24 protein-coding genes and 1 pseudogene are annotated in these 23,568 nt (G+C 33.1%); 9 read left to right on the top strand and 16 right to left on the bottom strand.

All coding sequences use genetic code 11. The features are described from left to right. Positions 1 to 69: 69 nt before the first annotated feature. Positions 70 to 1,467: a phage terminase large subunit gene (gene terL, locus HGO49_RS04565; protein ID WP_017532397.1), complete on the bottom strand. Its 1,398-nt coding sequence runs from the start codon at positions 1,465 to 1,467 to the stop codon at positions 70 to 72. 61 nt (positions 1,468 to 1,528) lie between these two features. Between terL and HGO49_RS04570 the strand changes: the two genes are divergently transcribed. After that, on the top strand, positions 1,529 to 2,620 hold the full coding sequence (locus tag HGO49_RS04570; protein WP_017532398.1) for an alpha/beta hydrolase family protein: 1,092 nt from the start codon (positions 1,529 to 1,531) through the stop codon (positions 2,618 to 2,620). A gap of 38 nt (positions 2,621 to 2,658) precedes the next feature. On the opposite strand, the gene HGO49_RS04575 is transcribed toward HGO49_RS04570, so the two are convergent. The 15 genes and pseudogenes from HGO49_RS04575 to HGO49_RS04645 all read right to left on the bottom strand — a co-directional run bounded on the left by HGO49_RS04575 (position 2,659) and on the right by HGO49_RS04645 (position 13,151). Continuing rightward, positions 2,659 to 3,897: an IS256 family transposase gene (locus HGO49_RS04575; protein WP_172758362.1), complete on the bottom strand. Its 1,239-nt coding sequence runs from the start codon at positions 3,895 to 3,897 to the stop codon at positions 2,659 to 2,661. Positions 3,898 to 4,387: 490 nt separating this feature from the next. Continuing rightward, positions 4,388 to 5,077, bottom strand: a complete 690-nt coding sequence (locus HGO49_RS04580) for an ATP-binding protein (protein WP_237398541.1) — start codon at positions 5,075 to 5,077, stop codon at positions 4,388 to 4,390. Further along, complete coding sequence (locus tag HGO49_RS04585) at positions 5,068 to 6,534, bottom strand: IS4 family transposase (protein ID WP_172758531.1); 1,467 nt, start codon at positions 6,532 to 6,534, stop codon at positions 5,068 to 5,070. The genes HGO49_RS04580 and HGO49_RS04585 overlap by 10 nt, the downstream gene beginning before the upstream one ends. A 119-nt stretch (positions 6,535 to 6,653) precedes the next feature. Beyond that, positions 6,654 to 7,513 (bottom strand): annotated as a pseudogene (locus HGO49_RS04590) (IS982 family transposase). Between the two features lie 112 nt (positions 7,514 to 7,625). Continuing rightward, positions 7,626 to 7,784, bottom strand: coding sequence for a hypothetical protein (locus HGO49_RS04595; RefSeq protein WP_017532017.1), 159 nt, complete (start codon positions 7,782 to 7,784; stop codon positions 7,626 to 7,628). A gap of 17 nt (positions 7,785 to 7,801) precedes the next feature. Further along, entirely contained in the window at positions 7,802 to 7,945 is a 144-nt protein-coding gene (locus tag HGO49_RS04600) for a GDSL family lipase (RefSeq protein ID WP_237398542.1), read from the bottom strand. A gap of 316 nt (positions 7,946 to 8,261) precedes the next feature. Beyond that, positions 8,262 to 8,450, bottom strand: a complete 189-nt coding sequence (locus HGO49_RS04605; RefSeq protein ID WP_017532015.1) for a hypothetical protein — start codon at positions 8,448 to 8,450, stop codon at positions 8,262 to 8,264. Positions 8,451 to 8,562: 112 nt separating this feature from the next. Further along, positions 8,563 to 10,461, bottom strand: coding sequence for an RNA polymerase sigma factor RpoD (rpoD, locus tag HGO49_RS04610; RefSeq protein WP_017532014.1), 1,899 nt, complete (start codon positions 10,459 to 10,461; stop codon positions 8,563 to 8,565). Between the two features lie 139 nt (positions 10,462 to 10,600). Next, positions 10,601 to 10,903, bottom strand: a complete 303-nt coding sequence (locus HGO49_RS04615) for a cation:proton antiporter subunit C (protein WP_026092627.1) — start codon at positions 10,901 to 10,903, stop codon at positions 10,601 to 10,603. Beyond that, positions 10,900 to 11,319 (bottom strand): Na(+)/H(+) antiporter subunit B, encoded by a 420-nt coding sequence (locus HGO49_RS04620; RefSeq protein ID WP_017532012.1) that lies wholly within the window; start codon positions 11,317 to 11,319, stop codon positions 10,900 to 10,902. The genes HGO49_RS04615 and HGO49_RS04620 overlap by 4 nt, the downstream gene beginning before the upstream one ends. Next, the gene (locus HGO49_RS04625) at positions 11,312 to 11,836 is read right to left on the bottom strand and encodes a DUF4040 domain-containing protein (protein WP_017532011.1); all 525 of its coding nucleotides are present in this window, start codon (positions 11,834 to 11,836) and stop codon (positions 11,312 to 11,314) included. The genes HGO49_RS04620 and HGO49_RS04625 overlap by 8 nt, the downstream gene beginning before the upstream one ends. A gap of 11 nt (positions 11,837 to 11,847) precedes the next feature. Beyond that, positions 11,848 to 12,120 carry a monovalent cation/H(+) antiporter subunit G gene (locus HGO49_RS04630; protein WP_017532010.1) on the bottom strand — a complete coding sequence of 91 codons (273 nt, stop codon included), beginning with the start codon at positions 12,118 to 12,120 and terminating at the stop codon, positions 11,848 to 11,850. Between the two features lie 6 nt (positions 12,121 to 12,126). After that, positions 12,127 to 12,372 (bottom strand): monovalent cation/H+ antiporter complex subunit F, encoded by a 246-nt coding sequence (locus HGO49_RS04635; protein ID WP_017532009.1) that lies wholly within the window; start codon positions 12,370 to 12,372, stop codon positions 12,127 to 12,129. Between the two features lie 29 nt (positions 12,373 to 12,401). After that, on the bottom strand, positions 12,402 to 12,794 hold the full coding sequence (gene rpoZ / locus HGO49_RS04640) for a DNA-directed RNA polymerase subunit omega (protein ID WP_017532008.1): 393 nt from the start codon (positions 12,792 to 12,794) through the stop codon (positions 12,402 to 12,404). A gap of 60 nt (positions 12,795 to 12,854) precedes the next feature. Continuing rightward, the gene (locus HGO49_RS04645; protein WP_017532007.1) at positions 12,855 to 13,151 is read right to left on the bottom strand and encodes a helix-turn-helix domain-containing protein; all 297 of its coding nucleotides are present in this window, start codon (positions 13,149 to 13,151) and stop codon (positions 12,855 to 12,857) included. 881 nt (positions 13,152 to 14,032) lie between these two features. On the opposite strand from HGO49_RS04645, the gene purE reads away from it, so the two are divergent. The 8 genes from purE to HGO49_RS04685 all read left to right on the top strand — a co-directional run bounded on the left by purE (position 14,033) and on the right by HGO49_RS04685 (position 23,311). Then, positions 14,033 to 14,533, top strand: a complete 501-nt coding sequence (gene purE, locus HGO49_RS04650; RefSeq protein WP_017532006.1) for a 5-(carboxyamino)imidazole ribonucleotide mutase — start codon at positions 14,033 to 14,035, stop codon at positions 14,531 to 14,533. Continuing rightward, entirely contained in the window at positions 14,533 to 16,350 is a 1,818-nt protein-coding gene (mutL, locus tag HGO49_RS04655; RefSeq protein WP_017532005.1) for a DNA mismatch repair endonuclease MutL, read from the top strand. The genes purE and mutL overlap by 1 nt, the downstream gene beginning before the upstream one ends. Positions 16,351 to 16,764: 414 nt before the next feature. Beyond that, a complete protein-coding gene (gene hflK, locus HGO49_RS04660; RefSeq protein ID WP_017532004.1) occupies positions 16,765 to 17,790 on the top strand; it encodes an FtsH protease activity modulator HflK in 1,026 nt (341 codons plus the stop codon). A gap of 2 nt (positions 17,791 to 17,792) precedes the next feature. Further along, positions 17,793 to 18,665 (top strand): protease modulator HflC, encoded by an 873-nt coding sequence (gene hflC / locus HGO49_RS04665; RefSeq protein WP_017532003.1) that lies wholly within the window; start codon positions 17,793 to 17,795, stop codon positions 18,663 to 18,665. Between the two features lie 3 nt (positions 18,666 to 18,668). Continuing rightward, positions 18,669 to 20,126 carry a DegQ family serine endoprotease gene (locus tag HGO49_RS04670; RefSeq protein ID WP_017532002.1) on the top strand — a complete coding sequence of 486 codons (1,458 nt, stop codon included), beginning with the start codon at positions 18,669 to 18,671 and terminating at the stop codon, positions 20,124 to 20,126. 372 nt (positions 20,127 to 20,498) lie between these two features. Beyond that, entirely contained in the window at positions 20,499 to 21,563 is a 1,065-nt protein-coding gene (locus tag HGO49_RS04675) for a collagen-like triple helix repeat-containing protein (protein WP_017532001.1), read from the top strand. Positions 21,564 to 21,644: 81 nt separating this feature from the next. Then, entirely contained in the window at positions 21,645 to 23,111 is a 1,467-nt protein-coding gene (locus HGO49_RS04680) for an IS4 family transposase (RefSeq protein ID WP_172758531.1), read from the top strand. Then, a complete protein-coding gene (locus HGO49_RS04685; RefSeq protein ID WP_017532400.1) occupies positions 23,102 to 23,311 on the top strand; it encodes a hypothetical protein in 210 nt (69 codons plus the stop codon). Before HGO49_RS04680 ends, HGO49_RS04685 begins: the two co-directional genes overlap by 10 nt. Positions 23,312 to 23,568 lie beyond the last annotated feature (257 nt).

Genomic DNA, 23,568 nt, shown 5'->3' on the forward strand with positions numbered 1-23,568 from the left:
TCAGAAAATGGATAAGTTAAATAAGCTCAGTTAAAAAAATTATACACAATTCCGAGGAACCTTTTCAAGCTACAATGAACGTATAGCTACCACTCTAGCAATATTATTTCTCACCCACTGAAGATATTGCACGGTACTGTCTACTTGATCGTCGTGACGGATTTCTGGAAACATTAAAATCTCATACTCAAAGTCGCTAAGCCATACTGCTTGGTTAGGGAGAAAAACTCGCTCAGATTCTATAATTGGGACAATTCGGTGAAATCGAGTTAATTTGTCATCATGTGGTACTATTTGAATAATAGGTAAATCACTGTTTTTCCTGAGCTCCTGAACCAATTGCTGACCGCTTGCTTTTGCTTCGATTAAAATTGCGTGTGGCTTCCACCTTGCAGCCAGCAACAGAACTTTCTCTTTAAGTTTTGGATATTCAAGTTTTGCGCGATATACATCGAGTAAATAGAATGTATTATCTACTTTTGTCCAGGTAGTGCAGACACTAAAGTCACTTGTATTGTTTGTTGAAATTGCAGTATCCCAACTTTGTGTTACATGCAAGAGGCTATCAGGAAAATTTTTATAGCGCTTCAACCACTCTCGTTTAATTATACCACTTGAAAGTGGCAGAGGATTTTGTTGGTATTGAGCAGCAAAACCATAACTCCCAAGTTCAGCTTTTATCATCTCAATTTCTTCTTTTCCTTCAGTTAGGGAATACAACAATTGACCTTCTTTTCTTGAGTATATTTCCTGTTCATGCTCTGGAATATGATTATTAACTGAATAAATAATCTCCTTATCTTCAGCTATTATTGGTAAACAGACATGGTGCCATATGTTTCTTGGTTTACAGAGGAGGTGAGCAGTTAAATCTTCTAAATGGAGTCTGTGCATCACAAGAACGATAACTCCTTTTTTTCTGTCGTTGAGCCTGGTTACTAAAGCCTGATCAAACCAGTTTGCAGCACGCTTTCTAAATGTTTCGCTCAAAGCTTGTGCGGGACTTAGTGGATCATCCACGATGATAAAATCTCCACCTTCACCGGTTAATGTTCCCCCAACTGATGTTGCAATTCGACATCCTCTTTGCACTGTTTGAAATTTATATTTAGTGTTTTGATCTTTGGATAATTCTACTTTCGGAAATAGCTCTCTGTACCAATCAGATTGCATTATGCACCTGGTATCGAGTGAGTGCTTTTCGCTAAGCAGCCGAGAGTAACTTGCAACTATTATTCTTGCAGTTGGCTGATTACCGAGTATCCATGCAGGCCATGCAACACTTACACAAATAGACTTCATTGAACGCGGAGGCATATTGAATATTATTCTTTTCACTTCACCTGAACTTGCCGCTTCAAGCCTATCCGCTATGACTTTTATATATTGATAATCATTATACTCACACCCCGGTACTACCGTTTGAAAGCATAATTCAATGAATTTTAAAAAGTTTATATTGTTCATAAAATTGAGATTTTGTTGATTTTTTAAGATTTTTTTGTATAATTATAGTGAGGGTTAAAATATGAAAGAAATAAGAGAGCAAACTGAGAGAGAATTTATAAAAACTCAAAACGGGATGAAAATAGAGACAATTACGCTTCTTGGTAAAAATCAAAACAATAATCAAGGTGAAAAACATCTGATATACTTTATTGGTGGGAATAGAGCATTAAGTCCTAGTAAAGATTATTCCCAAAATTGGAATTGGGCTACAGAGCAAGGAATTACTGTACATCTCTTTAATTATCCTGGACTTGGTTTAAGTAAAAACACCTCATTGATACGTAGCAACAGAGTTAAGTCTGGTATAGCAGTTGTAACTAACTTGTTGGAAAAAGGTATAAAACCAGATGATATTATATTGTTTGGAGACTGCCTAGGTGGACATGTGGCTGCAGAGGTTCATAAAAATTTTAAGTATAAGGATATACATTTAAGATGCATCGTTAGCAATGCTGCAAGTTCACTTAAACAAGCTTCTCTTTATTATTTTGGATTCATAGCAAAATTAAAAATTTTTCTTGCTCCGATAATCAAATTGGTACTAAAGATTTTTGGCTGCCACTGGAAGACATATAAAATCGTAAATTCAATTACTCCTTATACAATGTACTTTAATCGAGAGGGAGATAAAACGATAAAACAGCCAGCGCAACTTGCAACAAAAATAGAAAAAATAGATCAAAGCGGTAGAAGGAAAGATTACCAAAAAAAAGAAGTATTCGAAGGATTTGAGGAATATGAAGGCTTTTTTAAGCAGCATACAACATTAAGAAAGAATGATAAATGTATTGATTCTAAAAAAGCTGATAAAGATATACATAAATTGCCAATTACGTGTTTAAAGTCTTCCAACAAAACTGATTACACTTTTCCTGAGCTGATTAGTTTATATATTCAAACGACAGATGAATATTTTTCTAAACATGGCTCGCTAAATAATGAAGAGAAAGTTAAAGCATTTAAAGAAAGCAAACTGTATAAAGATTTTTCAAGCTGTAAAAATTCAAAGGGCTTTTTGCATAATCACATGAAGAAGCAAGAGCATCCTTCGATGTCATTTCAGCATGTGATAATAGAATCTGGGGAAAAAAGACCTTTCTTAACAAGTTAAAGAAGAGGATGTTCAAAAAAGTGTGTCAAACCGAATTTTTAATTCAACTCAATCTTTAATCTACTAGGGAAAAAAATATCGAGTTGAGATATAGATAATGCCCAATCATGTACAGGCATCGTCCATTTCTCTTCCACCTTTCTTATAGCACAATATACCAGCTTGTACAAGGCATTTATGCTGGTGAATGCGCCTTTGGTCTTGGTAAATTTCCTAATTTGCCTGTGTAGCCCCTCGATGAGATTAGTGGTATAAATTAGCCTTCTAACAGGACCTGAATACTTGAAGTAACCAGATAAACTTTCCCAATTGTTCTGCCAAGATTTTACAACTAATGGATACTTTTCGCCCCATTTTTCCTCCAGCTCAAGCAAATAATTTTCTGCAATTTCTTTACTTGTAGCGCGGTATATTTTTTTTAAATCATTCATGAAAACTTTTACATCTTTGCTTGATACGTATTTCAGAGAGTTCCGTATTTGATGCACTACACATAGCTGTACTTCCACATTAGGAAATACGCTATTTATAGCTGCAGGAAAGCTTTTTAGGCCATCGACACAAGCTATCAAAATGTCTTCTATTCCTCTCTCTTTCAAGTCATTTAATACGCCTAACCAGAAGCTAGCTCCCTCGCTTTCTGCTAAGTAAAAACCCAGTACTTCTTTTCTGCCATTTTGGTCTATTCCTAATATGTTATACATGCACTTACTTACACAGCGACCGTCTTCTTTTACCTTAAAAAACATCCCATCCATAAATACTATTGGATACACTGATTGCAGTGGACGGCTACGCCATTCATTGATTATAGGTAGTAATTTATCTGTAATTCCAGATATCTCTGCTGCAGATATTTTATGGTCATAAATTTCTTCCACATATGATGCTATATCTCTGTATCCCACACCACTTGCAAACATGTTCAAGACCTTTGTTTCAAGTTCTGGATGTAGGCTTGTTTGCCTTTTTTTCACTATCTGTGGTTCAAAACTTCCCTCTCTGTCTCTTGGTGTCAATAGTTCAAATGAACCTGCACTTGTTTTCAAAGTTTTTCCATTCCTTCCGTTTCTACGATTGTTTTCTTCGCTTTCAGTAGATAAATGATGTTCTATTTCACCCTCCAAGCTTGCTTCAAGTAGCCTTTTTACAAATGGCGTTAATGCACCATCTTTTCCCATTAATGGTCTACCTTCTCGTATAGACGACAAGATATTTGTTTCTAATTCTTTATAATCTACCAAACCAGTAGTTCTATCTGCTATTCTTTGACTCATGTCAAACCTCCATTTTTATCTCAATTATATTTTACTTCTCGGTTTGACACACTTTTTTGAACATCCCCTTAAAGAAGGCTAGTTGCTCTTAACTTGACGCGTATACTTTCTTCAATATTTTAGCCATCTGTATCTGTTCAGATGTATGCAAATATTGAAACCAGTGTTTCTTTTCTTATCATCCGAGTAGCTTACACTGGGATCCAACTAAATTGGTAAACACTTTACAGCATTTTTGATGGAAAGGACTAGATGCCAGTGTCAGCTACTTTTGTGACACCCATTTAGTTGTCTTTTCTCATCCACCTCATTTTGCTGCTCTGCTGAACAGATACAAATAAATTTGCCAAGTAAGTTTTTGCAGCTTGCGTTCTATTATAAGTATTTCATACCACTGCGGTACTAACGAGTGGCAAAATGATAGCAAATCCAAGTTTTAAATTTTATTTTCAATAACGAAATTTGGCACATCTTGCTACACTTCCAGTTTTTATTGTATAAAAGAGGCTTCTGTCTGTGTCTGACATGAAGCTAATGTTATTCTCCCTCTTCCTTGTCCTGGATTTAGCTTGTCAAACGCGTGGTTGAAATCTTCCTTATTCACTACTTTGGACTTTCTTTCAAGAGCAGAGTGTATTTTTGCTTCATTGACTAATTGTTCTAACTCAGCTCCAGAATAGCCTTCTGTTTTTTCTGCAATATCTTGAATATTTAGCCTTCCATCAGTTTTTGTATTTTTGGTATAAAGCTCCAATATCTTTTGTCTCGTTTCCACATTTGGATTAGGTATATGAACCCTTTGACCTAAGCGTCCAGGCCTAATAAGTGCTGGATCTATCTCATTGACCAGGTTAGTTGCACCAATTACTATTATATCTTTTCTGCTCTTAAATCCATCTATTTCAGTTAGTAACTGTGTTAAGCTCTCTCGACAGTGGTAAGCTGAGTTATTAGCGGTACTTCTTTTTTGCGCAACTGCATCTATTTCATCTATGAATACTATACAAGGAGAATGTTTTCTCGCTACTTTAAAAAGCTCGCGTACAGCATGTGCACCATGACCAATATATACTCCAATAAGTTCTGGACCTGAGATACTTATAAAATTCATATTTGATTCACCTGCAATTGCGCGGGCGATAAGTGTTTTACCATTTCCAGGACTTACTATTACCCACAAGTATAGAATTCATGAGCAAGTCTCCATCCTTCTGCTAAATCAAAGAGACGTTTCCATCCCTTCCACAAGGCTATAGGACCTGGTTCTAAGTCATTTTTGCGAGCTAAAAACCCTCCTAACTTGGCCACCCACCTCACAATTTCTCTTATAGGTGGTGGAGTCTCAGGATAGTTTTTTGTCTTAAGCATTTTGGTATATAAAACCTTCCATTCGTCATCAGTCAGTATGACAGTGCAAGAAAGATTCGGATTTGTTCTAGCTACCAATGTAATAAAAAATATTCTCCATGCAATTATACTCATAATTGTAAGAAAGCGGATCAATCTATCTGCTGTTTGGAGCCTACATTCTTCAACTTTAAGACCGGATTTCAAAATTTTATGAAAAACCTCTATTCTCCATCTTAAGCAATACCATTGTATTTTTTCTACTGCTTCTTCAAAATTATTAATATTTATATTTGTTAACAAAATCCAGTTTATGGGCTCTTCGCCAAATGGGGGATATCTTTCTATAACATAGACAGCATTTAAATTTAAATTAGGAAGTTTTTGGGTTTTACGTCTAGCGTTGTTTTTTGATGCATTCATCACAAAGTTACTAAACTTTACTTCTAAAACTGTTGTTCTTTGAGGTTTTTTATCGCGAGCAGGAATACTCACTTGAATTTCTCCTTGACAAGACATGCGATTCATCAAATCCCACAATCTTTCACCACCTTTTTCAGAATAAGTCGACTTCTTGTTTACTGTTCTGTTTTGATTTCCTCTTACTACAAAAAGAGATTGATTAGTGGAAGCAACTTCAAATAAATCATAAATATCTGCTTCTCTATCACAAACGGTAACTACCTTAACATCCTTTAATCCAGGATGTTTAGTAGAGTCTTTAAGTGATGCTATCCACCGTATGCTTTCTTTCTCTTCTATGGGAAGAGCAGTATTATGGCTTCTTCTTTTCAACTCCTTTAGGTCTTCAGTTAAGGAAGGTCTAGTACTAATTTTTTGATCCAATAATCCTATAGGTAGTCCTTCTGTTGTAACTGCAAACGTTGTATGCATCACTAATCCATGGGTTTTAAAATTAGTTGTTTTAGATGTTAATCTTGCTGCTATAATCCCTAATCCTTCGGTCTTTTTATGATTTTTATATGAAATATAACTCGTATCCTGGATAGCTAAGATAGTTGAGTATTCTTTAGCTCTTTCAACAGTTTTAATTATATGACTGTCTAATATTTTTCTTTCAGAAATGGCATCGTTTTGGAAAAATCTATAAGCTGCTTTACTTTGATGCCAATCTTCACAAGCTTGATTTATTGAACGCTCAGGCGATTCAGCAAAACTATTAACTATTTTTAGAAGCCTTTTACTTAATCTTATATCACCAAAATTAACAATTCCAAATTCACTTTCTGCCCATTCGCCAGTTGAGGTATTTATAGTTCTTTTCATCATATATTCCATTTTTAGACCATAGATCTATTTATAATAGAAAGTTGAATTAGTAAAATAGCAGCTTTTTCTCCATTTTTAGATTTATGGGTAATAGTAAGCCTTTAAACCCCAGTTGCGGATTAATCAATACAGTAAAATGTAGAAATAGAGGGCTTTTTAGGCTTCATAGAATATGAAACTAATGTGGAAAAGATGTGCACCAAGAAATTTATTGGAGACCTGTGTCTTGAATGCTCAAGATCAAGTCTGTTTTTGAGGTAACCAAAAACTGTTTCAATAATCGACCTTTTTCTTAAAAAAATCTTTTCTTCAAGAAGCATTAATGTATTTTTCATACCTTTTTTTACTTTGGTAACGAGTTTTATTCCTCTATCGAAGAGTTTTGCAAAGAGCTCTTTCTTTATATAGCCCTTATCACCAAACAAAAGACCAGTCAGTTTTTCAGTTAATTTTGGTACTGGTTTTCTGTCGTCAACGTTACCTTTAGTCATTGTAACTCCTTGAATTTCACCTTTTTCATTAATTACCATATGCAATTTAAAACCCAAAAACCAGCCATATGTAGTCTTTCCAAGCTTTGCCAATCCTTTGAAAACTTTGTTTCTTGAGATTCTTTTTGGATGGCAAACAGCGATAGAAGTTGCATCTATGTACGAAATTCCGGTCATTTTTGACTGCTCACAAAGCCACTTTAACAAGAGCACTAAATACCTTTTAGCCTAATAAATCTACTATATGTTGGCAAATTTTGAAACTCAGATCCATGTAGTGCTTTCAAATAATATGTATAGAAAGATTTAAAGTCCTCACATCTAGATTGTTGATAAAGTAAAATTATAGTAAGAATTTCAGAATGCGTAATCCCTGGCGTTCTGGTAGGTTTTTTACTGTTTGGCAGGAGTTTTTCTGCGAAATTTTTGTTTATAGCCTTGCAAAAATCGTCTACAAAGCAAAATAATTCTGTTACATTTTTATTCATGGGTAACCTCTCTATTTTTTGATAATATGTTTCCGGAGTTTACCCTATTTTCCTGGCTTTTTCACTGACTTCTAATCCCCAACTGGGGTTTTAAATATCAACAAGAGTATGTTTATACTTTTTCCAAATCACCTCCCCCAAACTGGTCTGTGATGTTTGATAGGTATACATCTCGATCATTTAACCCTTTGCTCTTATATTTACCAAGCATACTTTTCATTTTAGAGTTAAGATCGAATGCTTTTATTTCAAGATTTGCACCTTTCTTCATATAATCTAAATCATTATCTAATTTTGTATTGAAACTCTGTGTAAGCTTTGCCAGCCAGCTCTCTTGCTTTTCGTCTTTATTAAAGCTAGTATCAAAACAACCTCAGTCACATTTTCAACAATCACATGCTTTACACCATATTCATTTAGAACCAAATGCATTACATATTTCACTAACCGCTTTATTTCAATACTTTTTCTGCTTTAACATTGGTATAAGCAGTGGCACCCATAATATTATTTCCGTCGATTATAATGAAAAATAAATCTCCTTTACCTACGTCTGGATGATGTTTAATTACTGCGTTTAGCTGATTAACTAAACGAAATTTATTGAGGAAATAAGAAAAAATAGAGTTAAGAATTTCAGATGCTGTTGCATATAAAATCGCATAGTTATGACCTTGCTGTTCATAGTATCGATCAAAAAATGAGCATCTCCATGATGGCTTAAATTCTTCTAAACCTAAATACTTTGCTACATATTCAACAACAGCAAGGCCATTACTAAAAGATCCTCCTTAATAAAAATGGGCATTAAGTTCACGTTTCTTACAAAGGATAAGTTATTTAAAATTTCAATAATTGCACCATCATCAGATAAACTATCACCCAGAACACAAAAATTTTTACACTCTGAATTAGAGTTATTATTTTTATTTGCCATAACATTCAACACCTAATCATACTGCTCTATGAAGCCTATAAAAAAAGAAAAATAGGGTAAAATTATAGAACTTTGGCTGAATTTTACCTATTTTTTGAGCAGCCCTTCTGCCTTAAAAGAAACCCCTAAGTTTTTTAGCACGGCTTGGATGTTTCAACTTACGTAGTGCTTTCGCCTCTATTTGCCTAATTCTCTCACGTGTAACATTAAAAATTTTTCCTACTTCTTCTAAGGTATGCTCCTTTCCATCTTTACCAAGGCCAAAGCGCATCCTTAGAATTCTTTCTTCTTTTGGTGTTAAAGTTGCAAGAACATTGGTCGTAATGCCACGCAAGTCGGCAAGTATTGCAGCATCCTCTGGTTTAGAAACTCGCTTATCTTCTATACAATCACCGAAGGTACTACTATCATCCTTTCCTGTTGGAGCTTCAAGACTTACCGGATCTCTTGCTATCTTCATAACTTTGCGTATTCTTTCTATCGGCATCGCCAATTCTATACTCAATTCCTCTAATGTAGGCTCTCTACCCATTCCATGAGTCATCTTTCTTAATGCTTTGTTGATTTTACTGATAATTTCCACCATATGTACTGGTATTCTAACTACTTTAGACTGTTCAGGTATTGCCCTAGTGATTGATTGTTTTACCCACCAAGTACCATAAGTCGAAAATTTATACCCACGTTTGTAATCAAACTTATCCACAGCCTTCATAAGACCAATATTACCTTCTTGTATCAAATCAAGCAGATCAAGGCCTCTTTTTGAATACTTTTTAGCAATCGAAACCACCAGCCTTAAATTAGCCTTAATCATTTCTTGCTTTGCTTGAGAGACTTCTTGTTCATGTTTCTGTATTCTCTTGATTAGCTTCTTAAACTCCTGAACTTTATCTCCTTGTACATAACTCTTAATATTGCTTAAAGCACTAGCTATATACTCATAGCTATCGTTTATAAACCTTAAGAATTTATTTTTTAATTCACCTGTAAAAAGAGATTGATTTTCATTAATCTTGAGAAGACTTATTTCACTAAACTCGTGCTCTAAAAGCACATCATCATAAACATTATAAAAACTTTCTCTATCAATATCGTACTTTCTAGCTTCAGTAATAAGATTAGCTTCTTTAAACGTGATTAGTCTATTTATTTCGTAAAGTTTTTGTGTAATTCTGTTAATAGCAGCATCACTAAACTGAATTTGTAATGCTACAGACCATATTTGATTATATAAATTTTCTAGCTCATTAGAGAAATCTTTAGAACTTTTTTTCAATACCAATGCTTCATTTGTTAAAGCAATGATCTCATCCAATGCCGTGATAACCTTTGGCAATAAATCACTTTCCATTTCAAGAACAGAAATATTTAAGTTAGCTGAACTTATGTCTTCACTCTCATTTCCCTTTTCATCATCACCTTTTTCCTCATCATTAACACAATCTCTAACATCTTCAGCTTCACTTTCTTCTTTGTCTACCATGTTGAAATCAGAGTTATAAATTGCATCCAGATTTATAATTTCTCTCAGCAAAAAAGTTCCACCACTTAAATCATCACGCCATGTTTTGATCATGTTGAATGCCACTGATGTTTCAATTATCGCACGTAACATGTTATGCTTTTCAGATTCAATTTTTTTTGCTATCTTAATTTCATCTGCTCGTGACAAAAGCTTTACAGAGCTCATATCTTGTAAATAAATCCTTACTGGATCATCATTTTGCACTAAAATTGTAGTAGTATTCAACGATGTCTCATCATCATCAAGCTTATTACCACCATCATTAGAAGGAGCTTCTTCCTCATCTTCACTACTTTCCAGTATGTTAATCCCAGAGTCTTGCAATAGAGCTATAGTATCATCTATAAAATCAGGTGAAAAATTTTCATCTGACAACTTATCATTTATATCATCAAAAGTGATAAAACCACCCTTTCTCATACTTTTAGCTACAAGATCTTTGATGATTTTTTTCCTATCTTCCGTATCATTAATAGTTGACATCATTACCTTTACAGTTTATAATTTTATTTCTTAATTATCAAATAAACTTACAATTAGCAAGCTTATAGTTTTATTCTTAATTTATAGTTACTTCCTACTTCATATAGTTTAAGATACTGTCAATTTATTCATACTCTTCTTAATCAACTAATCTCTCCATTCTTACCGCTATGGACAATCCAACTGAAAATGTTGCAATTCCAACCACTATAGCAGTAAGCATTAAGACGTGAGGTATAGGATTGGTATATAAGTGAAAATTTGAAGTCAATATAGGAGGTAAAGAACTTTTTATATACCCTAAAGATATGTAAAATAACAAAACAGATGCTTGTAAGACACTTAATCCCATCATTTTTTTGATTAAGTTTTTATCATTTACAATGATATAGAAAGCTAGCACCATTAATATAGTAATGCCTACATAATTATATAGAGTCATTGTTTTTTCTTACGAGCAAAATTTATATATATGATTAACATGGAAGAAGAGACGGTAAGTAATACACCCAGCTCCACTAAGAAAATACCCAATTTTTGACCTGTTCTACTATCAGCTGATAATATACTATAGGATAAAAAATTTTGGCCAAATAAAACTGTTATAATACCAGCTCCTCCATAGGTTAAAATACCTAGTACGTTAGTAAATTTGATCATAGAGTAAGGTATTGCTTTTAAAGTTGTAGGTATATCAAATAACATAGAATATAATATTATCCCAGAAGCAATAATTATTCCCGCCTGAAAACCTCCACCTGGAGTATAGTCACCATGAAACTGTATGTATAAACCAAACAAAATGATAAAAGGTATCATCAAAAATGTTACTGCACTTAATACCGGATCTTTAATCACTTTCTTTCTCTTCTAATATTAACATTATACAAAGTGCAGCAGTAAAAACTACTATAGTTTCTCCAAATGTGTCATAACCACGAAAGCTTGCTAAAACAGCTGTCACTATATTAGGAATACCAATAGCTTTTTCAGTATTTTCTACATAATAAGGAGCAACGTGCAAGTGAACTGGAGCATTATGACTGCCAAAATCTGGTAATTGAATCATAAAGTATGATAAACATGCAGTCAAAAATAACATAAAAAAAAGTGTTGTGGGGCTATGAGATAAATTTGCTTTGTAATTCTTTACCAAAGAGAGTGCTGCAAACGTAAAGACTGTGCTCAATCCTGCACCAACAGAAGCTTCAGTAATTGCAACATCTGGAGCATTCATAATCAAGTACATAAGTGAAATAAGTGAACTAAATACACACATTAGAACAGCACTTACAACCAAATGTTTCGAAAGAACTATAAAAACTGTAACCATGAGTAACAGCAAAAGTAATATTAGATTCAGTATTTCTAGCATCTTAACCTTCTTTAATAGTCTTTACTTTTATAATAAGTACGCGCTAAAATATAACTGTTAGTTGAATTGGCTATCCATATTATAAAAATTAATAGTATAACTTTAATAGTATTGATTGAAAATTCATTTTGCCAAGCAAAACCAATCAACAACAACATTGCGCCACTAGAATCTGCAATACCTGCAGCATGTAGTCTAGTATAGAAATCAGGAAATACTACTACTCCTAAGCTTGAAATGACTATTAAACAAATACCTAAAAATATGAGAATGGATGCTACCATAAATTATCAAAACAACATTAATCTCATTAGCGCTATAGTTGATATAAAGCTGATGCTAGCATATAGCAATGCTATATCAATTAAAAAAAAATCATTCAGAATAATCGATATTGCTGTTATGAGTAAAACTACTTGTGTTGATAAACTATTGAATGCTAAAACCTTATTGTACACATCACTTGACCTAAACACTATACAACATAACATTACACTCATACAGAATAAAAGCGCATAGATAGCAATACTAATCATTTATAAGCTATTATAACTTCTGCAGATTTCTAAATCGGCACTTCTTCACCACTATCTTGATCATCTATTTCATCATCTTGACCTTTTTGACTTATATCCAGACTTGTGTTAAGTTGATGATCAGAAAAATTTAACAAATTTGCTAGCTTACTTGGACTACTACTATAAGCATTATCTGTATTTCCTTTCATGTGCTCCTTGCACCTTTTCACCAAAAGGTTAAACAATTCATGAGTATTCACCTTCTTTTCTGCTATTTCATATAAAGAAACTATCGTATCCTTATGATCTTTAAACTTAACCATTTCAACGGGATCGCTTGCCCCTGTACTCAAATCATGTGTTCTTTGACTTGCTAGCAGAACCAATTTAAAACGGTTGTGTACCTGTTCTACACACTTTTCTACAATAGACTCAACCATAAAATACTACCTTGATAAGCTTTATACTATATCACAAAAAATAAGATGTCAACTTCGGATCTATTGAGATCCAATTCTACATTCTACTTTTTCTGCTTTAGCTTTTACTGATTGATTTTCTGTTATTGTAATTGTTATTTCATGATCAAGCTTTTTCAAAAAACCTAACAGTCTCTCTAAAGAAAAACCACTTGTCTTACCACTTTTAATTTGTGACACCTTTGGTTGATCAATACCAAGTTTCTCGGCCGCACAAGCTTGAGTCCAAGTATTTTTTCCTATAATTTTACTTATTATTCCAAGCAATTTTTTTTTTATTGCTTCACTATCCAGATTGTTTAATGATATTATTTCCATAATTTTTACTCTCACATACTAACTAGCTTTATTAAATATTATATCATAATATTTAATATACCAATATATTAATACTATATAATTTGTCAATAACTATAATGATATACTGATACTCAAAATTTTAAATTGACTATAATTTTTATCAAAATACTAGTAATTTCAAACTATTATTTTGTAAAAAACTCACTATTAAAGAAAATAAGTTAAAATTGCAAAGTTTAAAATACAGAAATAATCATTTTACAAACTCGTTTTAGAGACTGTACATAATCTCAAGAAAGGAATAAAGCAGGAGATAGAGTATGTAAATTATGAAAACAGAGCAAGATGAGTAGGAGAAAAACTGAGTAAAGTTCTGTAGAAAGAAACAAAATCAAGAAGATTTAGGATGTATTTTACATAGTGTTGCAGGTCCTAAAAGTGGCCTTCAGTGAATCAACAATGTTTTCAAAATGGCAAGATTATTTTAATAAATGAAGTAAAAAACATAGCGGAAGTAAAGAAAGTGTTTTGAAACATATATAAAAAAGTAGTTGCAAAGAAACAAATAAAAGGATGTAACTGTCGAGATCTTTGCCGTATTGTCAAAAGGTAAATCTCTAATACTCTTATAGATAAGTGTAGACAATTGTGATAAGCAAAATTCAATACTAGCTTACAAATCGTCTTCTTGCTTCCACCGCTTTGCTTCTAAAAAGATTATGAATAGACCCTTATATCCGAAATTTATACCTCTATATTTTAATATAGGATTCATTATTTTAATATAGGATTCATTTCAATTTTTAAAGTTTCTATTTAATGAGAATGCTATATCATATTCGTAATTTAATTTAAATATTTGTTGCTTCTGAAATACTATTTGGTTAGTAAATAAAATCATGTCTAATACAGAAAAAATGAAAAAAGATGTTGCTATAATTATGGGAAGCGAGTCGGATTATGGCACTATGGTGCATGCTATTAACCTATTAAAAGAATTGGAAATTTCACATGATGTATTTATAATATCCGCACACAGAACACCAGAGAGACTCTTTAATTTTGCTAAGTCTGCTCAAGAAAAAGGCTTTAAGGTTATTATAGCTGGTGCAGGAGGAGCAGCTCATTTGCCTGGTATGACTGCGTCGCTTACTTATTTACCTGTTATCGGTGTTCCTGTACAAAGCAAACAATTAAATGGACTAGATAGTCTATTATCTATAGTACAGATGCCAAAGGGTGTTCCAGTTGCAACAATGTCTATAGGGGAGAGTGGAGGATGCAATGCTGCTATTACTGCTGCATCTATATTATCAATTTCTAACAATGAAATTGCAGATAGATTAAAAAAATGGAGAGAGGAACAAACTGAAGCAGTAAAAGAGAAACCAAAATTATAATGGCAATAGTTCTTTTAGATACAAAAACCATAAATCGTATAGCAGCAGGAGAAGTAATAGAAAGACCTGCAAGTGTGGTAAAGGAATTAGTGGAAAATGCAATAGATGCAAAAAGCTCAGAAATAGAAATTAAAATAGAGAGTGGTGGACGTAATCTTATTACTGCAATAGATGATGGAAGTGGAATACGAAAGGACGACCTAGAATTTGCATTTATGCGCCATGCCACTTCAAAATTGAGTGACAGCGAATTGATAGAAATCAAATATCTTGGCTTTAGAGGGGAGGCTTTGCCTTCAATTGCAGCAGTAAGCAGGATAAAGTTATCATCTAAGGCAAATGGAACAGATACAGCATGGTCTATAAGCTATGAGGGAGGAGAAAAAATAGGAAAGGTTATGCCTTATTCTTTATCAAGAGGCACACATATTGAAGTAAGAGACTTATTTTTTGCTACTCCCAATAGATTAAAATTCTTAAAAACTGAAAGGGCAGAAACACAAAGCATTGTTGATATCGTAAACAACTTAGCAATGATTAATTATGGAATTGGGTTTACTCTTACCTCGGATAACAAGAAGCTTTTAAAATATGCTAAGCAGGAATCGTTATTTAGCAGGGTATGTGAAATAGAAGGAGAATTTTATGAAAACTCTCTTGAAATTCTTGAAGAAGACAGCATTAGGCTTACAGGACACATCTGCAAACCAACTGTCAATCGTGGCAATTCAACTCAAATCTATACATTTGTTAATGGTAGACCAATTAAAGACAATCTACTTATTGGCGCAATCCGTTATGCGTATCATGATCTTATTCCAAGCAATAGATATCCCTTTGCAGCGTTGCACTTAGAGATACCGTATGATCAAGTAGATGTAAATGTTCATCCGAATAAATCAGAGGTAAGGTTTCAGAACAAGAGGCTAATATATGAAATAGTGAGAAGAGGGCTAATAAAAGTGCTATCAAAGAGAATAGATCTTGCAGAAACTGTAGTAACCCAGACTGAGATAACAAGGAATCATCTATCATCAGATCCTTTTTGTGGGTCTAATCTTCAAAATAAATTTTATGGAGGAAGGTCAGATCCTTTTGAAAATCAGCTAATTAGACAATTTGCTTCTCCAAGTGTAGAATTATCAGAACGATCAGAATCGTTTAACTATACAGGAATGCAAAAGTCTCAACCACAAACAGAAGCTATAGTACTAGAAGAGAAACAAACTGATTTGATCGAAAGTGATCCTCTTGGATTTGCATGCTGTCAAGTCCATAATACTTACATTATTGCCGAGGCAAAAGAGAAACTCATTATAGTTGATCAACACGCAGCCGATGAAAGGTTAGTGTACGAGTGCTTAAAGCAAAAATCAAATATAAAAAGGCAAAAGCTGCTACTTCATGAAATGGTTGAAATTAAAAGTCAAGCCGGTATGGAAATGATAGAAGTTTATAAGGATAAGCTTTTCGAAATGGGCTTTGATATCGAAATTAAATCAGAAAATGCGATCATAGTAAAAGAAATACCTGCAATCTTAGGGGCAATAGATGTGAAGGAAATGCTAATTGATATAGTGGATAGATTAATAGAAACAGAAGATACTCTACCTATAGAGGATAAAATAAATAAAATACTAGCTACAATTGCTTGTCATGGATCAATTAGAGCAGGTAGAAAGATGAAATTAGAGGAGATGAATGAGTTGTTGAGGCAAATAGAAAAAACACCATATTCTGGACAATGCAATCACGGAAGACCAACCTATATAGAAATGAAATTAAGCGATATTGAAAAGTTATTTGAGCGAAGGTAAGAAATTGTCACAAATGTGTATAGATTATACAACCCTAGTTTCGTCATCTCAAAACTCAGATACACAATTGTTCGAACATTGCAATTTGCAGGTAATTTGTATAGTAGATAATGTCATTCTATTACTTGACGATGATTTATTATGCAGCTACTTGATTAAAATTAAGTTTCCTAAATCCCAGGCATTGTCTTTTATGTTAATAACTAATATACAACTAAAGATACTTATCAAAAACGACAATAAAGAATTCAAAAAAAGCCAGAAATTCTGTAGAATTGACCATATCATATAAAGAAAAAGGAAGTGTATGATCACATCTTTCACTCCGATCATTAATCTGCAAACAAAATAGTTTTGCATTTTTTGATAAAATTAAGTAATATCAGCGTATTAGTTATACAATTAATAATTTTTATGGATGAGCGTAATCCTTGGAATCTTGGAAAGAAATCGTCAGGTTCAAGTAATGAAGATATTTTAAGTAAAGCTGTGTCTGATATAAGATGCTTTTTTAATGGCTTAACCAGAAATAGAGGAAAAAAACCTTATTTCATCATTTTTATTGTTTTGTTGTTTTATTTTTGTACTGGTTTCTATATTGTCCATCCGAGTGAGGAAGGTATAGAACTTACTTTTGGCAAATATTCCAATACAGAAACATCTGGTTTGCGTTATCACTTTCCCTACCCTATTGGTAAGGTTTTTAAAGTGAACGTTAAGGAAGTAAATCGTGAAGAAATTGGGATAAGCAGCTCTTATGGGCGAGATACAGATCGTGGTGAAGGAGTGATGCTTACCGGAGATGAGAACATAGTCAACGTTAACTTTGAGGTCCAATGGAGAGTCAGGGATGCTAAAGATTATTTATTCAAAGTGCGGGATTATAAACCTGGTTTTAGCGTTAAAAATGCTGCTGAAAGTGCTATGAGAGAAATAATAGGTAAGAATACTATCTCTTTTGCACTCGAAGGTCAAGGCAGGGCTGAAATTTCCAGAGATACCAGAATTTTATTGCAACAGATTCTTGATGGATATCAAATGGGTATAGAGATTTTATCCGTTCAAATGAAAAAAATTGATCCACCAGAAAAGGTGATTAGCTCATTTAGGGATGTACAAAGTGCTCGCGCAGATAAGGAGCGTACCATAAACGAAGCATACGCTTACAGTAATGATATTATACCTCGTGCAAAAGGTGAAGCAATAAAGATAAAATTAGATGCAGAAGCATACGAGAATGAAATAATAAATGAGGCAAAAGGTAATGCAAATCGCTTTTTATCTCTTCATAAAGAATATAGACAAAATCCTTCTCTTGTTAAGAATCGTATTTATCTTGAAACTATGGAAAATATTTTTAGCAAGGTAGATAAGTTTGTTATAACAGACGATCTGAAAGGTATGTTCTCTTATTTACCCCTTACAAATCTAGGAAAATAGTCATGAGTAGTAATATTAAAATTGTTTTTGCTTTTGTATTTGTTGCGTTATTGATTGCATTATCTAATTCAATCTTCGTTGTTCAAGAAACAAAACAAGCAATAGTTATACAACTCGGTAAAGTCGTAAAAGATGTTAGGAACAGTGGTTTATATTTTAAATTGCCATTTATAAATAACGTAGAATTTCTTGATAAGAGAATTTTAGATTTAAGTCCTGATAAAACTCCAAGGGAAGTGATAACTGCAGATCAAAAGCGTATTATAGTAGATGCTTATGCAAAATATAAAATAATAGATCCTATCACTTTTTATCAAACTGTGAAAAATGAATCAGGGCTAGTTAGAAGATTATATCCTGTCATAGAAGCTCACATAAGGGAGAATATAGGAAGATTTTCATTAATTAGTTTATTGAATGAAAAGAGATCAGAAGTTATGCAATTAATTCAACGTGGAGTTTATTCTGAAGCTGGAAAATTTGGCATAGAAATAATAGATGTAAGAATTAAGAGAGCAGATCTACCAGAAGAAAATAGTTCTGCAATATTCCACCGCATGCAAACTGAAAGGGAAAAGGAAGCAAAAGAAATTAGAGCAGAAGGAGAACAAGCTGGACAAGAAATTAGATCAAAAGCTGATAAATTAAAAAGGGGAATTGTCTCTAGTGCAGTAAAAGAATCGCATGAAATAAGAGGCCGTGGTTATGCTGAAGCAACTAGAATCTATAATGAGGCATTCAAGGTTGATGAAGAGTTTTTTAACTTTTATCGCTCTATGAAAGCTTATAGTAAATCATTTGCTGAGGATAATACTAAATTTGTGCTTTCACCAAATAATAATTTCTTAGATATTTTGAACAAGGGATGGAAATAGTTTATGAAAATTATTTTATCTATATTTGCATATTTTTTAATTTCGTTTTCTTCATATGCTAATCTGTTTACAAAAACAGTTGCAGATCCCGTATGCAGTTGTAATAAAGGGCTTGCTGATATAGTGGAGGAACTTATTCCTGCAGTTGTAAATATTTCAAGTGAGCAAATAGTTAAGCAAGAAAATAACAATAGAACTAAAATTCCTTTTACACCAAGAAATAATTTCTTTGATGATTTTAGAGAATTTTTTGAGCACTTTGATCAGTTTTTTATGGATAGGGGTCCTAGTGTTAACAGAGAGGTAGTTTTGCTTGGCTCTGGATTTATTATAGATAAAGGTGGAATCATAGTAACTAATTATCACGTTATTAAAAACGCCCAAGATATTACAGTTACTATGAACGATAATACTTATTTCAAAGCAGAAGTTTTAGGCTATGATGCAAAAACTGATCTTGCTGTGCTTAAGATTAATTCTGATAAAGATCTTCCTTTTGTTGAATTTGGTAATTCTGATAAAGCAAGAGTTGGTGATACAGTTATTGCAATAGGCAACCCTTTTGGTTTGGGTGGCTCTGTAAGTACAGGAATTGTGTCTGCAAGATCTAGAGACATTAGTATTGGTACTATGAATGAATTTATTCAAACTGATGCTGCAATTAATAGGGGTAACTCAGGGGGACCACTATTTCATCTAAATGGAAAAGTTATAGGCATTAATACTGCTATTTATTCCCCATCTGAGTCTGGCGGTAACGTGGGTATAGGCTTTGCTATACCATCTAATCTAGCTATTTCAATTATTGACACATTAAAAAGTGGTAAAAAAATAAAACATGGTTGGCTTGGCGTGCAAGTTCAGCCTATAACAAAAGAATTTGCTGAATCCTTGGGTTTAAAAGATATCAAAGGTGCATTAGTTGCAAGCGTAGTAAAGGGCAGTCCTGCAGAGAAAGGAGGAATCAAAGTAGGTGATATACTATTAGAGTTTGACGGCAAAAAAATTGATAGAATGACGCAATTACCTCATATGGTTTCACGAACTGAGCCCGGAAAGAAAGTACAGGTTAAGTTACTTAGAAAAGGTAAAGAAGTCAATATCAAGGTTGCAATCGAGGAATCTACAAATGATGATTCAGGTAATAATCAAGAAGAAAATAAATCAACATCTAGTTATATAAGTGGTTTAACCGTTTCAAATTTGCCAAAAGAACTAAAAAACAATGCACCCACAAAGGGTGTAGTAGTTACTAGTGTAGATAGTAGTAGTAATTCTACACTACGTGTTATTAAGAAAGGTGATATAATTATTCAACTAGATGGAATCGATATTGAAAATACTAATGATTTTCAAAAACAAATTGATTCAGCAGTAAAAAAAGACGGCAAAGATTCAGTAATGCTGCTTATTTACCGCAACGGCAATCAATTTTTCACCTCAATCAAATTGAAGAAGTAGCTATTTATCTAGCTGGTCATGAAAAAATTGCTTGACAAATTTAACTAGCTTCTTTATCCTGAGGGTAAGGGTGTTTCTGTAGATTAATAAAATTTGTCCCTATACTGAAAACCTTTCCAACGAGGTTATGGAAGAACTAGATTTCAGTATCAAGCACTGGAACGATATCATCCATAAGATGAAAGAGCTGGAGTGGTAAGAAGTTCGATAATACAAAGCATTTTTATGCTCAGTTGTAAAAAAACAACTTTCTTTCACAAGTTAATTTATAACTAAATTAGTGTAAAATATAATTATATTTACTGATCATCAGTATTAATCAATAATTAATACCCATAAATTAATTATATCTAATCGCAAAGGGAGGTGGAGATGCGTTTTAAACTAGAAAAGGAAGATATTCCACAAAAAGATTGTAATAATAGAACTGGTCGTAGGATACCTGCACAAATAAGATTAAATAACAAAACAACATTTAGCCTGCCTAGTGTATCTTACATTATCATCGACAACAATATTGGCCTGAGTTTTCAAATTTGGGATTTGAAGCATGACGTGGCAAGTATACTAAACAACTTATCTGAATGGCCACAATTAAAGCTAGAAAGGGTAGGAAATGATTACAAATTCGCTTTAGTTACTACCTCTGATCAACCTTATTATTATTACTATGATGGCAAAAATACTATCATAGCTACTATTGATCGTATACCTCATGGTTACACAAATGGTTTACATGTTAAGGCATATAATCGTGAAAGCTGTAGTATTTATTATGAACTACTAGAAAATAGGAAGGTTTTAATAGATCCAAAAGACATAATTAGTAGCGAAAATGTCAGTCTTATTTTGGAAGATCTTAAAAGTTCACCTGATAAAAGACTCAAAATAGAAATAGGAGACTATTTGTTTAAAGAATCAAGAAATATATACAAATTATATAGGAGCGCTCAGGTATATAATTTAACTGGTGGAAAAGTTGGCATATTGAATGATATCCTTTCAGCATTTACTCGTATAAGCAATACATTCGAGTTATTCCCTTTTCATGAAATGGAGAGCTTGAAAGCACAAGATACCTATTTCGCAGTAAAAAAGTTAGGCAATAGTTATGTTGGTTGCATATCGTATGAAAATAGCACATGCAAAAATTTTTATAATTTTAACCCTAATTCTTTTGGGTATGAGCACGACAATAGACCAGGTCCATATCCTTATTATTATAACTTAGAAAATTTTGATAACTTTTTGGAGGTTGATGTGAATATTCAAGAACATATAAATTTAGAAACAGAAATTGAACTTTTAAAACGCAGAATTGAAAGATTAGAACATACTGGTGTACAAAGTCCTAAAGGTGAGCCAGGTGAAAGGGGACAAAAAGGTGATAGAGGCTTCGATGGAGCGCCTGGTCCTCAAGCTTACTATTACCCATAAATCTAAAAATGGAGAAAAAGCTGCTATTTTACTAATTCAACTTTCTATTATAAATAGATCTATGGTCTAAAAATGGAATATATGATGAAAAGAACTATAAATACCTCAACTGGCGAATGGGCAGAAAGTGAATTTGGAATTGTTAATTTTGGTGATATAAGATTAAGTAAAAGGCTTCTAAAAATAGTTAATAGTTTTGCTGAATCGCCTGAGCGTTCAATAAATCAAGCTTGTGAAGATTGGCATCAAAGTAAAGCAGCTTATAGATTTTTCCAAAACGATGCCATTTCTGAAAGAAAAATATTAGACAGTCATATAATTAAAACTGTTGAAAGAGCTAAAGAATACTCAACTATCTTAGCTATCCAGGATACGAGTTATATTTCATATAAAAATCATAAAAAGACCGAAGGATTAGGGATTATAGCAGCAAGATTAACATCTAAAACAACTAATTTTAAAACCCATGGATTAGTGATGCATACAACGTTTGCAGTTACAACAGAAGGACTACCTATAGGATTATTGGATCAAAAAATTAGTACTAGACCTTCCTTAACTGAAGACCTAAAGGAGTTGAAAAGAAGAAGCCATAATACTGCTCTTCCCATAGAAGAGAAAGAAAGCATACGGTGGATAGCATCACTTAAAGACTCTACTAAACATCCTGGATTAAAGGATGTTAAGGTAGTTACCGTTTGTGATAGAGAAGCAGATATTTATGATTTATTTGAAGTTGCTTCCACTAATCAATCTCTTTTTGTAGTAAGAGGAAATCAAAACAGAACAGTAAACAAGAAGTCGACTTATTCTGAAAAAGGTGGTGAAAGATTGTGGGATTTGATGAATCGCATGTCTTGTCAAGGAGAAATTCAAGTGAGTATTCCTGCTCGCGATAAAAAACCTCAAAGAACAACAGTTTTAGAAGTAAAGTTTAGTAACTTTGTGATGAATGCATCAAAAAACAACGCTAGACGTAAAACCCAAAAACTTCCTAATTTAAATTTAAATGCTGTCTATGTTATAGAAAGATATCCCCCATTTGGCGAAGAGCCCATAAACTGGATTTTGTTAACAAATATAAATATTAATAATTTTGAAGAAGCAGTAGAAAAAATACAATGGTATTGCTTAAGATGGAGAATAGAGGTTTTTCATAAAATTTTGAAATCCGGTCTTAAAGTTGAAGAATGTAGGCTCCAAACAGCAGATAGATTGATCCGCTTTCTTACAATTATGAGTATAATTGCATGGAGAATATTTTTTATTACATTGGTAGCTAGAACAAATCCGAATCTTTCTTGCACTGTCATACTGACTGATGACGAATGGAAGGTTTTATATACCAAAATGCTTAAGACAAAAAACTATCCTGAGACTCCACCACCTATAAGAGAAATTGTGAGGTGGGTGGCCAAGTTAGGAGGGTTTTTAGCTCGCAAAAATGACTTAGAACCAGGTCCTATAGCCTTGTGGAAGGGATGGAAACGTCTCTTTGATTTAGCAGAAGGATGGAGACTTGCTCATGAATTCTATACTTGTGGGTAATAGTAAGGTTTAAAGGAGGGCTTGATACTTACTATAATTCTGGATGCAGCAAAGAAATACTAAAGGATTATTTCTTTTTTGATTGTTTTTATCCAACAGCAGAACCTTATTGTGAAGTTGGTAATGAAATGTATGAGTTGATAAAAATTAGATTTCTTTTAAACATCTTTGCGGTTTGTGGTAACTATCTGCGTAGCTGAATGGTAAAGGGGGGGGTAAACAAGGTAATCTAAAACATAGAGAAAATACAACGGTGCTTGATACGTAGCTATTGCGATTTTATTCTCTTTTTGTCATTCCAGTGCTAGAATGATATTCTACTAGTAAAGTTTATTCTTTGATAAACTATAAATATAGAGAAGTCTTACTAAATAAAAAAGGTAAAAGAACCTCTGATTAGTAAAGTTTTGACTCTATATTACTGTAAGTAGTGCTGTAATAGTGTTCTAACAAGCGT

The sequence above is a fragment of the Wolbachia endosymbiont of Diaphorina citri genome, from assembly GCF_013096535.2.
Taxonomy (GTDB): Bacteria; Pseudomonadota; Alphaproteobacteria; order Rickettsiales; family Anaplasmataceae; genus Wolbachia.

What these genes read in the sequence shown, in the direction of transcription:
- purE (WP_017532006.1), top strand. Translation starts at nt 14,033, where the DNA reads ATGTCTAATACAGAAAAAATGAAAAAAGATGTTGCTATAATTATGGGA.
- HGO49_RS04630 (WP_017532010.1), bottom strand. Translation starts at nt 12,120, where the DNA reads ATGGTAGCATCCATTCTCATATTTTTAGGTATTTGTTTAATAGTCATT.
- terL (WP_017532397.1), bottom strand. Translation starts at nt 1,467, where the DNA reads ATGAACAATATAAACTTTTTAAAATTCATTGAATTATGCTTTCAAACG.
- HGO49_RS04595 (WP_017532017.1), bottom strand. Translation starts at nt 7,784, where the DNA reads ATGAAGAAAGGTGCAAATCTTGAAATAAAAGCATTCGATCTTAACTCT.
- HGO49_RS04675 (WP_017532001.1), top strand. Translation starts at nt 20,499, where the DNA reads ATGCGTTTTAAACTAGAAAAGGAAGATATTCCACAAAAAGATTGTAAT.
- rpoD (WP_017532014.1), bottom strand. Translation starts at nt 10,461, where the DNA reads ATGTCAACTATTAATGATACGGAAGATAGGAAAAAAATCATCAAAGAT.
- HGO49_RS04635 (WP_017532009.1), bottom strand. Translation starts at nt 12,372, where the DNA reads ATGATTAGTATTGCTATCTATGCGCTTTTATTCTGTATGAGTGTAATG.
- HGO49_RS04625 (WP_017532011.1), bottom strand. Translation starts at nt 11,836, where the DNA reads ATGCTAGAAATACTGAATCTAATATTACTTTTGCTGTTACTCATGGTT.
- HGO49_RS04605 (WP_017532015.1), bottom strand. Translation starts at nt 8,450, where the DNA reads ATGGCAAATAAAAATAATAACTCTAATTCAGAGTGTAAAAATTTTTGT.
- HGO49_RS04600 (WP_237398542.1), bottom strand. Translation starts at nt 7,945, where the DNA reads ATGCATTTGGTTCTAAATGAATATGGTGTAAAGCATGTGATTGTTGAA.
- HGO49_RS04615 (WP_026092627.1), bottom strand. Translation starts at nt 10,903, where the DNA reads ATGACTCTATATAATTATGTAGGCATTACTATATTAATGGTGCTAGCT.
- hflC (WP_017532003.1), top strand. Translation starts at nt 17,793, where the DNA reads ATGAGTAGTAATATTAAAATTGTTTTTGCTTTTGTATTTGTTGCGTTA.
- HGO49_RS04585 (WP_172758531.1), bottom strand. Translation starts at nt 6,534, where the DNA reads ATGATGAAAAGAACTATAAATACCTCAACTGGCGAATGGGCAGAAAGT.
- HGO49_RS04670 (WP_017532002.1), top strand. Translation starts at nt 18,669, where the DNA reads ATGAAAATTATTTTATCTATATTTGCATATTTTTTAATTTCGTTTTCT.
- HGO49_RS04570 (WP_017532398.1), top strand. Translation starts at nt 1,529, where the DNA reads ATGAAAGAAATAAGAGAGCAAACTGAGAGAGAATTTATAAAAACTCAA.
- rpoZ (WP_017532008.1), bottom strand. Translation starts at nt 12,794, where the DNA reads ATGGTTGAGTCTATTGTAGAAAAGTGTGTAGAACAGGTACACAACCGT.
- HGO49_RS04680 (WP_172758531.1), top strand. Translation starts at nt 21,645, where the DNA reads ATGATGAAAAGAACTATAAATACCTCAACTGGCGAATGGGCAGAAAGT.
- mutL (WP_017532005.1), top strand. Translation starts at nt 14,533, where the DNA reads ATGGCAATAGTTCTTTTAGATACAAAAACCATAAATCGTATAGCAGCA.
- HGO49_RS04575 (WP_172758362.1), bottom strand. Translation starts at nt 3,897, where the DNA reads ATGAGTCAAAGAATAGCAGATAGAACTACTGGTTTGGTAGATTATAAA.
- HGO49_RS04645 (WP_017532007.1), bottom strand. Translation starts at nt 13,151, where the DNA reads ATGGAAATAATATCATTAAACAATCTGGATAGTGAAGCAATAAAAAAA.
- hflK (WP_017532004.1), top strand. Translation starts at nt 16,765, where the DNA reads ATGGATGAGCGTAATCCTTGGAATCTTGGAAAGAAATCGTCAGGTTCA.